Source organism: Pseudoalteromonas rubra (assembly GCF_005887095.1).
Lineage (GTDB): Bacteria > Pseudomonadota > Gammaproteobacteria > Enterobacterales > Alteromonadaceae > Pseudoalteromonas > Pseudoalteromonas rubra_E.
On sequence record NZ_PNCI01000008.1, the window covers coordinates 137,778 to 151,681 of the forward strand.

Annotated in this window: 13 protein-coding genes; all 13 read right to left on the reverse strand. The window is 39.3% G+C overall.

All coding sequences use genetic code 11. From position 1 onward, the window contains the following. Positions 1–66: 66 nt before the first annotated feature. From CWB99_RS04040 to CWB99_RS04100, 13 genes are read right to left on the reverse strand one after another with little or no spacing between them, the layout of a single operon-like run. Entirely contained in the window at positions 67–2,016 is a 1,950-nt protein-coding gene (locus CWB99_RS04040; protein WP_138550706.1) for a polysaccharide biosynthesis protein, read from the reverse strand. A gap of 39 nt (positions 2,017–2,055) precedes the next feature. Then, positions 2,056–2,877: an aldolase/citrate lyase family protein gene (locus CWB99_RS04045; protein ID WP_138550707.1), complete on the reverse strand. Its 822-nt coding sequence runs from the start codon at positions 2,875–2,877 to the stop codon at positions 2,056–2,058. After that, positions 2,877–3,800, reverse strand: a complete 924-nt coding sequence (locus CWB99_RS04050; RefSeq protein ID WP_138550708.1) for a branched-chain amino acid transaminase — start codon at positions 3,798–3,800, stop codon at positions 2,877–2,879. The genes CWB99_RS04045 and CWB99_RS04050 overlap by 1 nt, the downstream gene beginning before the upstream one ends. Further along, a complete protein-coding gene (locus CWB99_RS04055) occupies positions 3,797–4,399 on the reverse strand; it encodes a sugar transferase (RefSeq protein WP_138550709.1) in 603 nt (200 codons plus the stop codon). The genes CWB99_RS04050 and CWB99_RS04055 overlap by 4 nt, the downstream gene beginning before the upstream one ends. Continuing rightward, positions 4,392–5,612, reverse strand: coding sequence for a glycosyltransferase (locus CWB99_RS04060; protein WP_138550710.1), 1,221 nt, complete (start codon positions 5,610–5,612; stop codon positions 4,392–4,394). The genes CWB99_RS04055 and CWB99_RS04060 overlap by 8 nt, the downstream gene beginning before the upstream one ends. Position 5,613: 1 nt before the next feature. Continuing rightward, positions 5,614–6,690: a non-hydrolyzing UDP-N-acetylglucosamine 2-epimerase gene (gene wecB / locus CWB99_RS04065; protein ID WP_138550711.1), complete on the reverse strand. Its 1,077-nt coding sequence runs from the start codon at positions 6,688–6,690 to the stop codon at positions 5,614–5,616. Next, a complete protein-coding gene (locus tag CWB99_RS04070; protein ID WP_138550712.1) occupies positions 6,687–7,805 on the reverse strand; it encodes a glycosyltransferase family 4 protein in 1,119 nt (372 codons plus the stop codon). Before CWB99_RS04070 ends, wecB begins: the two co-directional genes overlap by 4 nt. Beyond that, entirely contained in the window at positions 7,786–8,922 is a 1,137-nt protein-coding gene (locus CWB99_RS04075; RefSeq protein ID WP_138550713.1) for an N-acetyl sugar amidotransferase, read from the reverse strand. The genes CWB99_RS04070 and CWB99_RS04075 overlap by 20 nt, the downstream gene beginning before the upstream one ends. Before the next feature lie 3 nt (positions 8,923–8,925). After that, on the reverse strand, positions 8,926–9,687 hold the full coding sequence (locus CWB99_RS04080; RefSeq protein WP_138550714.1) for an AglZ/HisF2 family acetamidino modification protein: 762 nt from the start codon (positions 9,685–9,687) through the stop codon (positions 8,926–8,928). Beyond that, the gene (gene hisH / locus CWB99_RS04085; protein ID WP_138550715.1) at positions 9,674–10,306 is read right to left on the reverse strand and encodes an imidazole glycerol phosphate synthase subunit HisH; all 633 of its coding nucleotides are present in this window, start codon (positions 10,304–10,306) and stop codon (positions 9,674–9,676) included. The genes CWB99_RS04080 and hisH overlap by 14 nt, the downstream gene beginning before the upstream one ends. Continuing rightward, positions 10,303–11,451 (reverse strand): glycosyltransferase, encoded by a 1,149-nt coding sequence (locus CWB99_RS04090; protein ID WP_138550716.1) that lies wholly within the window; start codon positions 11,449–11,451, stop codon positions 10,303–10,305. Before CWB99_RS04090 ends, hisH begins: the two co-directional genes overlap by 4 nt. An 11-nt stretch (positions 11,452–11,462) precedes the next feature. Further along, a complete protein-coding gene (locus CWB99_RS04095) occupies positions 11,463–12,779 on the reverse strand; it encodes an O-antigen polymerase (protein ID WP_138550717.1) in 1,317 nt (438 codons plus the stop codon). 8 nt (positions 12,780–12,787) lie between these two features. Next, positions 12,788–13,897 (reverse strand): N-acetyl sugar amidotransferase, encoded by a 1,110-nt coding sequence (locus CWB99_RS04100; protein WP_138550718.1) that lies wholly within the window; start codon positions 13,895–13,897, stop codon positions 12,788–12,790. Between the last annotated feature and the right edge of the window lie 7 nt (positions 13,898–13,904).

Sequence of the window (13,904 nt, forward strand, 5' to 3'; positions counted from 1 at the left end):
TAGATTGCGCAGTCCACTTATTTAGTAAAAAGCCCACTAAGTAACCTTCCTAGTGGGCAAATTGCTTTACTTTAGATTAACGATATTTTTCTCTGGCACAGTGTCAAGCTTTTGTCTGGCATTCCAAACTAAGTCACATATGCCATCAGTGGGGTCAAACCCTGTTGGAGCCTCTAATAACAGTTGTCGTATAACTTGATGATCAAAGTCATGGCACGCCTTATCAAGCGTTTTTAAGATCTCTTCTAGCTCACGTAATGGCAGCATTACCTCTTTGGCTGTCATAATCCTTTCATGTGAGGTCTGCTCAACATTGTCACCAATTAATAGCTCTTCATAAAGCTTTTCACCAGGTCTTAATCCTGTGCATTTAATCTCAATATCTCCATGTGGATTAGCCTCACTTTTCACCTCCAGGCCAGATAAGTGTACCATTTTGGTAGCAAGGTCTTTAATTTTTACAGATTCCCCCATATCAAGGACAAACACATCCCCTCCTCTGCCCAATGCTCCAGCCTGAATAACCAGCTGCGCCGCTTCAGGTATCGTCATAAAGAAGCGGGTGATCTCTGGATGAGTAAGCGTGATTGGGCCACCTTCTTTAATTTGTCTTCGAAATAAAGGGACAACTGATCCTGAAGATCCCAATACATTACCAAATCGAACCATACAGAAACGCGTGTTGTGCTGTCCCCTTTCCTTATTCTGAGCAAGGCCCTGTAAACAAAGTTCGGCCATACGTTTAGTAGTTCCCATAACATTCGTAGGGCGAACAGCCTTATCCGTGCTTACTAAAACAAACGTTTCTACTTTTGCATTGATAGCAGCCTTAGCTGAATAATAGGTACCAAAAACATTATTTCTCACCCCTTCGACCACATTATGCTCGACAAGTGGGACATGCTTATATGCTGCAGCATGGTAAACCGTTTGCACACCAAAGGCTATCATACATGTCTCTAGACGATTAATGTGCTGCACAGAACCCATAATTGGTATCAGCTCTATGTTCAACCCTTTGGTTTTGATGATTTCACTCAACTCTTTTTCAATTGAATAAAGCGCAAACTCAGTTAGCTCGAAAAGCACCAGCTTAGATGGGGATTGTTTGATAATTTGCCGACACAGCTCGGAGCCGATAGAGCCACCTGCCCCAGTAACCATTACGGACTTACCCAGAATCGTTGCATTTAGCAAAGCCTGCTTAGGGGCCACGGGGTCTCGACCAAGCAGGTCCTCAATTTCAACATCTTTAATCTCGTCTAATGTTGCTCGCCCTTCTACAACATCAGCCATACCTGGGATAGTCATAACCTCTACAGGTAAACTCTCTAACTGAGCAAGTATTTCTTTCCTCCGCGCTCTACTTTCGCTAGGCATCGCAAGTAATACTTTCTTTACCCTTTTTCGCTCAATTAACGCATACAAACCGTCGAAAGCAATGACAGGGATACCTTGGAGTATGGAATCCTGCTTTGTTTTGTCGTCGTCAATAAATGCAGATACGTAGTATTCGTCACCGGCCCCTATAGCAGGCGCAAGTTGCCGACCCGCAGAACCAGCTCCATAAATCACAACCGGTGTTTTATTAACTGTAGCAAGACGACCAACCATGGCACGTACCATGATGCGGGAACCACCAACAGACAGAATCAACAACCATGCATAAATAAGCGGCATGGTGCGTGGTATAGAGACATGTGTAAAAAATGACGTCATAACTAGTGCGACAGTACTAATTATTGCGCCGATCAAAATAGCCCCAATTGCGTGAGCACCTACATATCGCAATACGGCCCTATACAACCCTAAGTTGACAAACACAAACAAGCTGACAGGTAAAGTAAGCAACAGCAACAGCCAATTACTCGCTTCAAAAAAAGGAGACAAACTATCCAACCGGACAATTAACGCCAACCAAAAAGCACTAAAAATGAAAATTGAGTCCAAAAAAAGAGTCACTAACCGCTTTTTCGAGCGGGAAATATTTAATAGGGTGCTAAACATATCTTCCATTGTCATACCTCGAGAGTGATTTCTTGATGATCGCACTCTTTACGCTTTTCTCTTTTTAGACCTAATTTTAGCGGATATTTGTTGAACTTTTTTGTCTAACAAAGCCTTATTATGGACAAGGGCCTCTGTGGTTAGCTCCTGGGCCTGGCTGTAAACATGCTGTAATTCATCTAGGTTGTGTTTAACTTCGTCCATTCTCACCTGTCCGTCCGCCTTGAAGGTCCTTGATAAAATAACAGCTGTAGAACCTATTCTTACATGCTCTTTTAGTATAATTGCGCCATCAAGCTCCCCCTCCTTCATTTTGGCGACACCACCGACACCAAACGGAATAGATTTTCTGTTTAATTTTTGTGCCAAAAGCTCAACCTGTCCGAGTGCCATTAGCTCAAACATAAAATCCAACCCCATTGACAAGTGTAGATCATTAAGACCTATATGTACTTCATCAATGCCTTCAACCTCAAGAATTTCGTCCGCTCTGCAAAAAGCTTGGCTAGTCTCCAAAAGCAATGAAACTTTAGCCCGCCCACCAACTAATTCTACAAAGGTTCTTACCTCATCAGCATGTGTAAACATCGGCAGCATAACAACATCGGCACCGGCATCAATCACAGAATCAACTTCTTGCTTGCTCCCATCAAATATAGGATTCACTCGAACTAAGAGCTCCCCTTTTTTGATAACAGCTCTCGCTTTGACAACGTCCTCAACCGTATGCCTACTAATAACAGTATCCATCCCCCCCTGACGCGCCACTTTGCCATTGATTTCCAAATCAACAAAAATTCTGCTAACGCCGGCCAAATCATAAAGCTCAATTTTTGCGGGATCATTTTCTAGAATGAAAGTCTTAATCATTAATAAACCGCCGTTAGCCAGTGCTTATATTGCTCGATACGACCTCTAACACAAGCAAAGTAAAGTTCAGAAATCGAGCGAGTAATAGGACCAGCAGTCCCCTCCCCAATTTCGTACCTATCGATCTGTGTCACAGGCGTAATCTCTGCAGCAGTACCACAAATAAAAGCCTCTTGAGCAATATATAGCTCAGTACGGTCTACCTCTCTTTCTTCAACTTCTAATCCAAGCTCCGATTTAGCAAGGTGTATTACAGTTTCCCGGGTGATACTCTCTAGTACCGAAGAGGTAAGAGGAGGTGTAACCAACTTTCCATCTCTAACAATAAACAGACATGCACCTGGTGCCTCCGACACTGTACCGCTTGAGTTCAGGAATATTGCTGAGTTGTATCCATTGTCTACAGCCTCAATCTGTCCCAACCTGCTGTTCATATAGTTTGCACCCAGCTTAATTCGAGGAGATAAGTTTCTGTCGGAGATTCTTTCCCAAGAGCTCACCATGCATTTTATGCCCTGATTAAATTTCTCACCTGAAACATTTCGTCCTTTCGCAACAGGAGCAACAAACATTTCAACATCACCGTCAGACATCCAACTGCCAAAACCATCTAAATAAACAGTTTGCCTAACTGCAATGTCCTCTTTGAAGTCATTAGCGGTCAACACATCGATGACTGACTGTCGAAAGTCACTGTCTGTTAAAGTTGAGTCAAATCCTATAAGCTTAATAGACTTTTTGAGTCTCTGGATATGCTCTTCCATCTTAAAAATATACAAATTTTGCTCTTCACTAGACCAATACCCTCGTAAACCTTCAAAGACATTTGCCCCAAATTGAGAGGTGGGGGAAAGAACATGGATAGTAGCGTTTTCAAAGTCTACTATTTTTCCTTTGTGCCAAATATATTTAGTCTTACTCATTTATCTTCCTTTTTATTATCATAACCACCTTCATTAATTAGCACTTTATAAGCTGTCTTTATAATGATATTTAAATCCTTTAAAAAAGAGTAATCTTTAACGTACTCATTATCATAACGAAATTTCTGTTCCCAGTTGAGGCCGTTCCTTCCATTTATTTGTGCAAGCCCTGTTACGCCGGGTTTAACAATAAACCGCCTCTTTGCGTGTTCAGGGTAATCATTATATTTATAGGGAGAGTATGTAACTGGAGGCCTGGGACCAACAAAACTCATATCGCCTTTTAAAATATTAAACGCCTGTGGAAGCTCATCTAAACTTGAATCTCTCAAAAACTTGCCAAATTTAGTAACTCGCGGATCGTCTGCATAACTATCTAAACCTGTCCCTTGCTTTTCAGCACCATTTATCATAGTTCTAAACTTAATTATACCAAAGTGGATACCATTTCTCCCTACTCTTTGCTGTACGAAGAAAATAGGTTTTCCCATCGTGATCAATACAATAAAGGATATTAACAATAATAACGGAGAAATCAGAACCAAAAGCACAATCGAACAAACTATGTCAAATAGCCTCTTACCAAATTTTTTATACATTCCCGTTCCCTAATAATTCAAGTTTAACAGCAAGCTCACTATAGGTTTTATCGAAATCAAAGAGTGTATTATAAACTTTCTTTGCTCTTAACTTTACGCCTTCAATGTCCTCAGTGCATGCAGCCAACGCATTTGCCAGCTCAGCAATATGCCCTTGCCTGTAGTGAAAACCCAAGCTCTCCTTTTCAATTAGCTGTTTTACATCACCGTCGAGATGGGTCACTATAGGCACGCCTCCATATATGTATTCGACTATCTTATTAGGAATACTCATTTGAAAATCAAAGCTATTCTTATAAGGTGCTAACGCAGCTATGCTCAGGTGCATCAAACCAAGAATTTGATCATGGTCGACCCATCCGGGGAAAATAACGCTGTCGCTGGCATACCGTTTTTGATATTCATCGAGTCGATCTCCACTTCCACAGATGACAAATGTATACTCATCCCCTTGTTTCGACAATTCAAAAACATCATCAAATTCAAACTGTTGACCTAAGTTCCCAAAAAAACACACAACCTTTGAAGTTATGCGCTCTCCTAAAACCTCCTCCCAGAAAGCTGTATTGACTTCCTTTTCTTTCATTGGATACGCCAATGAGAAAAATGCGTCATGTTTAACGATTTTTCTCTGTCCTTTTCTTTGCGCCCAATTCAAAATTGATGGTGTGATACTGGTTAATGCCGTTGCATTCTTATAAATATTTCTTGCTAAAATATTTAAGCTCGAAACAAAGGGGGCAAGCGCAAGCCTCTTTACAAAGCCTACATTTTGATGTAGGAATATATCAGGCCAAAGATCGCGAATGTCTACTACAACAGGAATATCATTTTTAAGGCCATACTTTAGAACTTCATTCGCCAAAAATATGTCTGGATAAGCGCAAAAAATAACGTCTGGCCTTTTCATTGACTGACTATACTTTTTAAACTCTCGACCACACTCAAAATGGTGTTTTATTCGACCTAGTGACAAATTTGAACCGTAGCTACCTGAGAAAAGTAAATGTAAATCTATTCCATTTTGTAACGCTTTGCTGGTTGAAGAAGTAACTCTGTTTTCCTTCTTATGATGTGCAAAAGAAGATGTAAAGAAGTTCACATCATGGCCTCTCGCTCTACACACCTCCGCAAGTAAGCCACAACGGTGTAATCTTTCGTCGCTTGAATCTGTCCATATCGGCTCACTGATTACTACAATCCAAATATTCATATTACTTGTTCAAAAAAGCTTCAAGTTTACTTACGATGCGCTGTGCTGCATCACCATTGCCGTAAAATAAGTGAGAAAAATCGTCAAACTTTAACATCTGATGATACGTCGCATTAAGATTATCTACCAGTGGGTTGAACAGTTTGTTAGCACCGCACTCTACGAGCTCAACCCATTCAGTCTCTGGTCGCATCGTAATACAAGGCTTTTTGAAGAAGTAAGCCTCTTTCTGCAAACCACCACTGTCTGTCACAACAAGCTTACAATTATCAATTAACCACACCATATTCAAATACCCGACTGGTGCTATTACTTTGATCCGTTCTGACAGCGGAAAGTTATAACTTTCCAACTTACTCTTTGTTCTTGGGTGCAGTGGTAAAATAATTTCAACTTGCTCGGACAGCTCATTTAGCTGAGACACTATTTGCTCAAGTAACTCAGGGGAATCTGTATTCTCTGCTCTATGAATAGTTGCCAAAACAAAGTCAGACACATTATCTAACCCTACTGGCGCTGTGGCCTTTTCTCTGTAGTATAACGCTCCATCAAACATCACATCACCGACGTTTTCCAGAACACCACACGAGTTTAAAATACCTTCATTTTTAAGATTTGTAACAGCCGTTTCAGTAGGACAGAATAGAAGTTCACTGACACGGTCGGTTATGATTCTATTGATTTCCTCAGGCATGCTCATGTTGAATGAGCGTAATCCGGCTTCAACATGGGCGATAGGAATATGCATTTTAGACGCAGCTATCGCACCTGCAAGCGTTGAATTCGTATCACCATACAGCAAAACACAGTCTGGCTTAGATTCCATTAAAACAGATTCAATACTTGAAATCATTTCCCCCGTCATTTTTCCATGTGAAGAGCCATTAATACCCAAGTGTCGATGGGGTCTAGGAATATCCATCTCAACGAAGAAAATATCGCTCATATTAGCATCAAAGTGCTGTCCAGTATGAATGATCTCTTCTTGAAATCGAGAATTTTCACTAATCGCACGACTCACTGTACCAGCTTTTATGAACTGTGGGCGAGCGCCTAGAATGGTCGCTATCTTTTTCATAATGATAATTCCGTATATAAGTCAATTAACTTTTTACTTTCGGCTTCCCAGTTAAATACCGTATTTACCGCATTAGAGCCATTATCTCCCATCGCCTGCGCTTCCGCTGGGTTATCGAGTAATTGCATTATTGCGCTAGCGATCGCTTGAGGATCCTCAGGATCAACACATAGGCCGCATTCGTATTTTTCAACGACGTCTCGCCACATAGGAAAGTTAGAGGTAATGATCGGCAGACCTGCGGACATATACTCGAACATTTTATTCGGCTGTGACTCGATATGGTTAGGAACCGGTAAGAAAGTAACAAGGCCAATTTTTGACCGAGCTAAAGCTTCGGCAGCTGTTTCCCTTTCCACCAATCCCCACTCATTAACAGCAGACCACCCGCGCTTGCTTTCAAGTGACTGTTTAAAAGTGGATGATGAGATATTTCCGACCAAGTTTAAGGTAACATTTTCAACCTGACTCATTGCATCTACGAGCTCTCCAACACCTCGAATATGAGATATTCCGCCAAGAAATATAATTTCTCTCGGCTTAGATGCAAAGTCATCTTTGCCCACTGCTAATTCACCAATGATGGGATAATTGTTAACATTAGTTGCTTTCGTATATTCTGCGAACTTTGCCGTTATCATTGGAGTGGCACCGATCACCTGATCAAGTTGCTTGCATACAAATTTCTCGAAAATCGCAGAACTACTGGAAAGAAACCTTGCCGCAACAGGATGTAAGTAAGGCTTAGACAATAGTTGCTTTGGAAAATCTTCGTGTGCATCGAAAATTACGGTCTTACCCATTTTCTTCAGTTTCCAAGCATATGGCAACAACTCAGGATCATGAAGATGATAGATATCCGCGCTCAAGTCTTTTGCGATTCTATACACGCGCCAAGCCGATTTAATTATCCTGGCAAATCGAGCTTCTTTCTTAGCGTTTACATTGATAATATTTACGCCATGACTTTTCTCATCTGGCTTTCCATCTGCCACGACAATAGAAACATCAAAACCCCTTGCAGCGGCAGAGCGAGCCATTTTATGAAAAATTCTGACATCAAAACGCGGATGCGCTGATGTCAGGTGTGCTATTTTAAGAGTACGATTTGACATTTTTTCCAAGCACTTTAGTTACAAACCCTTTAACCCGTACCATAAAGCCATAAAGTTTATCCCAGTTTTTGTAGTTGGAATAACAACGGCCTGGTTCACTTACTAATCTTTGCAATTCAGAAAGTTCCATTCCAAGCTTTTGCGCTATATAAGCTTCGTCTTCTCTCAGCTCATTTTCATCATATAGCGGCGTCGCAAGCTCATTTAGCGCTTCCTCTCTGGTAATATCACCAGATAGAATTTGGCTGGACAGGTGTGCTTTTCGCTTGTCCATATTGAACTTGGTCGGCAAATAATGGTTTTGGAAGTACTTAGTAAAGCGAGACTCACCATGCTTTCGACCATACTCTTTATAGCCAATGGTATCTTTCAAGTATTGTAGTGCCTCGTCCTTTGAGTAATGCATGTAATTAAGTGGACGAACAGCGGTCATTTTCTTAATAAAAGGGTAGTAGAAGTAGTAAGACCAGAAGCCAATTGTTTTATATTGCTTCAGCTTAATTTTACCATGCTTCTTATGAATGTCTTTTAGATTGATAGCATCCATAGCAGCATGGTGCCATGATCTTGGAAACACAGACTCTGTCGCGATATTTCCGCCACTAATCACATAGTTAATACCATTCTGAACTGCGAAGTGGTACAAAGACGCGAAGAAAGCGTGATCTTGGACAACATCCTGATTCGCAATACCAGCTCTTAGGTATGCAGCTTGCAGGTCCTTAATTTCTTCCCAGTTCATTACATGAGTATGGAGCTCATAGCCACAGTACTTAATTATTTGCTCGATATTGTATACCGCGAGTTCACTGTTCCATCCTGCATCGATATGAACAACTAACGGTCTCAAACCATAATCTTTTATTTTCAATGCTAAATAGGAACTATCAACACCACCACTTAAGCCAATAATACAGTCGTAGTCTTTTCCTTTTCCATCACGCTTTATTTTTTCAATTATGTCATCAAGTTTTTTCTTCCCTTCTTCATTTGGAAACCACTTCTTAGTAGTGACATTGTCAAAGTTATGGCAGTGATTACATACGCCTTGCTCATCAAATGTGATTTCTTTGTCGGTTGTGTCCATCACACATCTTGTGCATACTTGTACTTTCATATATTACTCTTTGAATAAATCCTGCAATTTATCATATTGCGGATATGTAATTAACACGGCTTTTCTCTTTCCTTGGAAAGTGAATATATCGCCAGCAGCAACAGCTGACGCTCCAGCCTTAACAGCTTCAACGAAATGTTGGTTTTTACCGGCTCCGCAAGCGGCAACAATTGGAATATCAACCACTTTAGATATACGCTGGATTAAATCCAGGTCGTACCCTGTAGCTTTACCATCTCGCTCAATAGAATTAACAATCAGCTCTCCGGCTCCTTGCTGTTCATAGTGTTTAGCTAGATCAACAGGCGACATTTTAATGCTTTTAGTGCCGGATTTAATATAAGCTTTCTCTTTGCCAAATAGTCCTTTTTTAACATCAATAGAACAAACTATACTTTGTGAACCAACTAGGTCAGAAGCTGCTTTTATCAACCCTTGATTCTCATATGCCGCGGTATTTAGAACAACTTTCTCAATACCAATTCGAAATAGCCTTTCTATATCGTCAACACTCTTTACGCCACCACCGTAACCTAGAGGCATAAAAGCTTGAGATGCAATATTCTCGATAAGAGCAAAATCTGGAGAAGTACCGCTACGAGAAGCATCAATATCTAAAATGCAGATTTCATCCACTTCTTTGTCATTGAATATCTTTACTGCATTGATTGGGTCTCCAACATACTTGTGCTTTTTAAACTGCTCACCTTTATACAAACCACCGTCTTTCAGCAGCAAGATAGGAATTACTCTAGTTTGAAGCATTTGCATATTCCAAGAAATTTTTAAACAACATCATACCAAATTTATGGCTTTTTTCGGGATGGAACTGAGCGCCAAAAATGTTTTCTTTTTGCACAGCGCACGGAAATTTATATCCATATAAGCATTCTCCAATGACATACTCATCAGGGCAATCTGCATGATAGCTGTGAACAAAATAAAAACGTAGCTCTTCGTACTCATTGAAGTTCAGTATCACATTTGCATTTTTAGGAGTGACTATATTCCATCCCATATGAGGAACTTTTAGGTTCTGCTCCTTCATCAAAGCGTGTTCAAATCTTTTAACACGCCCAGGGATCCAACCAAATCCAGATAAGGTACCTTCTTCACTCTCGTTAAACAGCATTTGCATTCCCACACAAATACCTAAAAAAGGAATTTTCTCTTCTAGCACCAAGTGCTCTAGCCTATTCACTAAACCTGAAGACTGTACCTTCTGGCATACATTGTCATATGCACCAACACCAGGTAGGACAATTGCCGAGCACCCATCAAAATCAGACTCTGATTTTACCAAAACAGACCTATGCCCCAGCTTTCTGAGCATATTTTGAATCGAGCCTGGATTACCACAGCCACAATCTATAACCCCAATCATATCAATTCCACCAATTCACTATACTCTTTTAATAAAACTCGCTCTTGCTCTTCCCAAGACGTAAGCTGTTTTGCTCGCTCATTGTTCTCGTTAAATTTAGATAATTTAGAAACACTTAGTTCATTTAAAGTATTAGCTATGCTCACAGGTGAATTTAAATTCAATACAAAGCCCAAATCGTTATTCTTTACAAATCTTTCCATCTCTGTGAGGTCTGAAACAACAACAGGCAACCCAGCTTGTATATATTCAAATAACTTATTCGGCATACAAAAGTCATAGCTTAAACAGCTATTTTCGACCAACGCGAGTCCAAAATCACAACTAGATGTATAATCAAGTAATACATCTTGCTCGACTGCAGGGTGATAATAGATGCTAGTATTATTCTTTGATAACTCTTTTATATCATCAACTAAATCACCATACCCCATGAAAACTACCGAAACACGCCCTTCAGGAAAGTCTTTCAGAACATCAAGAAGCTTTTTTACTCCTCTAACTTTCATTAAGCCTCCTTGATAAATACATAAGATATTCTCTTTCGGAATGTTCAGTTTATCTCTGAGGGAAATTTTTTTTACTTTACTTAGTTGATAATACGGCGGTGAATTCAATACTACTGCTGGAGCTTCTATATTATAAGAATTAGCATACCACATCGATATAGATTCACTTACAACTATGACCTTATCAACATATTTAACTAAGTGTTTTTCTAGGAACTTGGCGGCTTTTTTCTTAACCCCTTTCAAAGCATGGGTTTCAGTTTCTAACTCATGTGCATCATAGATTACCTTAGAATTACAGAAAACCTTAAAAAGTAATGCTAGAGGTAATAAGGCCAGTGAATGTGCGTTGACGACATCTATCTTTTTTCCTCTGTAGAAAAAAAAGACTCTAAACACAAATTCAAAATAACGTACTACCAAGCCTAAAAAGCTTCTTCTAGATTTAAAAGATTTAAGAGCAAAACGATTTATAGTACAGCCTTCGAATAGACCCTCTTCGCGCTTTAAGCCATCCTCATGTTTTGCCGCAATATAAATTCCCTTTACTTCTTTTAGCTTATTAATGGAGCGAACTTGTTTAACAATCCTGCTTTCATGCAAAAATGGAGTTGATGTAATGTGAAGGTTGATCATTAAATTATCCCCTACGTACGCTTAATAACTTTATTAATGAACACGCAAAACATTAATACAAAAGCTAACTTCATATCGAAAAAATAACCACTAAACCCGGATTGAGAAAGATCCTTGAAGTGCATAATTAACCAAACTGAAAACGCTATTGATACGGCACTATTAGGCAACTTTGAAGTTAGCGAAAAAGCAATAGATGTATAGACTCCCATGATGAAACCGAAAAATATTATTCCTATATAACTAAAGTTTGAGTATGCCTCTGCCCAGAAGGCTGTTGGAGACGAGCCTACGATTCCTAACCCTGCTAGCTCTGGGAATCTCCAGTTCATAACTTCAACCGTCAGTCTAAAATGCTCGAATGGTAATATGCCTGCTGGATTAGGAAAACTTCTACCAAATAAGAAATCCTGATGTTCAGGAATATATCCCAAATAAAAATACGAAGGGGCAATACTACCTGAAAAAAGTCTACTGAAAATAGAGTAGAAAGATAAGAGTAGATCTTCTACTCCCATAAATAATGACATCAGTATAGTAGCAAGTATCAAAGCAAAAGCAGTAAACTTCGCAAACATTCTAATTTGTACATAACCAGATTTTCGCACAAAAAGATGTGTCACAACCATTGAAATTATTAGCCACATAAATGGTGCTTTCTCTGTTGACATCAGTAAAGAAAATGAATTAATTAAGAACGCCACACCGAAAAAAACCAAATTTGACAGTGACTTTGATTTGAGGCAATTCACAAATAAGCTCAATGTCACTATGTACATAAATTCATGCATTACCAGGGAATACCAATGGTAGCCACCTGAGAAATTATTGCCCATTGCACTACGTGCTAACTTTGCGGCCTCTGAATCATTCGCAAAAATAAGCAAGATAGCGAGGTTATCTACCTTTGAAACATACAACATAAGAACAGCGAGAATGAAGATCATGACAACGGCAATGAGTAGCTTATCCATAAGACTGAACTCATTTATATCTTCTATTCTAGACTTCATAAGAATTGGCTTTGGAAACCTATGTGCTAAAGTCAATGACCCTAGGATAAATGACAATATTACAATTGAGCTACAAAGTAGCATTTGAGTAATAGTAGATTTATCTCGGACACCTATATCAAAATAGTATTGATCCCATTCGAAATAAAGTGGGAGTATTCCCACGTACGAAAAAGCAAAAAGAGTCAGTATTACCAGATAGGAAGGTGATAGCATCTGTATATTCTTTCCTGTAAACCTCGCACTCATATACAAAGTGAGAGGAAAACCAAAAAAAATTAACAGAAATGACAAAGTATTTATACTATCACTCATGACATTCACTAACCTTGAACCTTTCTTTTTACTTTCCTAAAAAAGTTATGCAGTTTCTCTTCATTAGGATAATCTTTATAATCTTTATTTTCTAAAGCTAAGAGGCTATCAAATTCTTCAAGTGAAAGGTTGAGTTTATTCGCAATATAAACCTTATCGTCATTTAGTTCTTGCTGGTCATATAGAGGTTTCTCAAGTTCCTTTAAAGCCTCATCTCGGGAAATTTGCCCAGCTACAATCAAACTAGAAAGATGCGCTTTGCGCTTGTCAAAACCAAACTTTTCAACTAGATAATATGCTTGGAAAAACTTCGTCCACTTGGACTCATGATGTTTACCACCATAATAAACCCAGCCAAAATGCTCCTCTAAAAAGTTTATAGCTTTATTTTTATCATAGTTAATCCAATCAAGCGGTTTAACTACTTTGAGCTTCTTCATATATGGCCAATATATTTTGCTCTTAAAAAAACTCATCATTGGGTAGGTTTTCAGCTTTCCGCTTCCAAACTTATTAAATATGGCTTTTATCTGAGTACTGTCGCTAGCTGAATAACCCCATGATAAAGGCAAGATGGACTCACTCGTTAAGTTACTGCCAGTTATTACATATTTAATTTTATTCCTGTCAGCAAACTCATATAGTTTCGCAAAGAAAGCATGGTCTTGAGGAACATCTTGATTTGCTAGAGATGAGCGAAGGTAAGCTACTTGTAAATCACGAATTTCGCTCCAAGACACAACATAGGTGAACAACTCTAAATCATACTTTTTTACTAACTTCTCGATATTGGAAACTGCTATTTCTGAGTTCCATCCGGCGTCGACATGCACAATTAAAGGTCTCAAGCCCATCAGCTCTACAGCGACATAAACTAAGTAAGAACTATCAACTCCACCACTTACACCTATAATACAATCGTAAGGGTCGTTTGCACATTCGGACTTTATTTCCTTAGCAGTGGACTCTAACAGTCTTTTTCCTTTTTCGTTTGGAAACCATCCATTCTTTAATTTCTGCTCAGCATCTAAACAGTGATTACAACGTCCTTCCACGTTGAAGGTTATATCTGGATCGGTTGTATCCATAACGCAATAATTACAAGTTTGATGTTTCATTTCTTTC

What these genes read in the sequence shown, in the direction of transcription:
- CWB99_RS04040 (WP_138550706.1), bottom strand. Translation starts at nt 2,016, where the DNA reads ATGGAAGATATGTTTAGCACCCTATTAAATATTTCCCGCTCGAAAAAG.
- CWB99_RS04045 (WP_138550707.1), bottom strand. Translation starts at nt 2,877, where the DNA reads ATGATTAAGACTTTCATTCTAGAAAATGATCCCGCAAAAATTGAGCTT.
- CWB99_RS04050 (WP_138550708.1), bottom strand. Translation starts at nt 3,800, where the DNA reads ATGAGTAAGACTAAATATATTTGGCACAAAGGAAAAATAGTAGACTTT.
- CWB99_RS04055 (WP_138550709.1), bottom strand. Translation starts at nt 4,399, where the DNA reads ATGTATAAAAAATTTGGTAAGAGGCTATTTGACATAGTTTGTTCGATT.
- CWB99_RS04060 (WP_138550710.1), bottom strand. Translation starts at nt 5,612, where the DNA reads ATGAATATTTGGATTGTAGTAATCAGTGAGCCGATATGGACAGATTCA.
- wecB (WP_138550711.1), bottom strand. Translation starts at nt 6,690, where the DNA reads ATGAAAAAGATAGCGACCATTCTAGGCGCTCGCCCACAGTTCATAAAA.
- CWB99_RS04070 (WP_138550712.1), bottom strand. Translation starts at nt 7,805, where the DNA reads ATGTCAAATCGTACTCTTAAAATAGCACACCTGACATCAGCGCATCCG.
- CWB99_RS04075 (WP_138550713.1), bottom strand. Translation starts at nt 8,922, where the DNA reads ATGAAAGTACAAGTATGCACAAGATGTGTGATGGACACAACCGACAAA.
- CWB99_RS04080 (WP_138550714.1), bottom strand. Translation starts at nt 9,687, where the DNA reads ATGCTTCAAACTAGAGTAATTCCTATCTTGCTGCTGAAAGACGGTGGT.
- hisH (WP_138550715.1), bottom strand. Translation starts at nt 10,306, where the DNA reads ATGATTGGGGTTATAGATTGTGGCTGTGGTAATCCAGGCTCGATTCAA.
- CWB99_RS04090 (WP_138550716.1), bottom strand. Translation starts at nt 11,451, where the DNA reads ATGATCAACCTTCACATTACATCAACTCCATTTTTGCATGAAAGCAGG.
- CWB99_RS04095 (WP_138550717.1), bottom strand. Translation starts at nt 12,779, where the DNA reads ATGAGTGATAGTATAAATACTTTGTCATTTCTGTTAATTTTTTTTGGT.
- CWB99_RS04100 (WP_138550718.1), bottom strand. Translation starts at nt 13,897, where the DNA reads ATGAAACATCAAACTTGTAATTATTGCGTTATGGATACAACCGATCCA.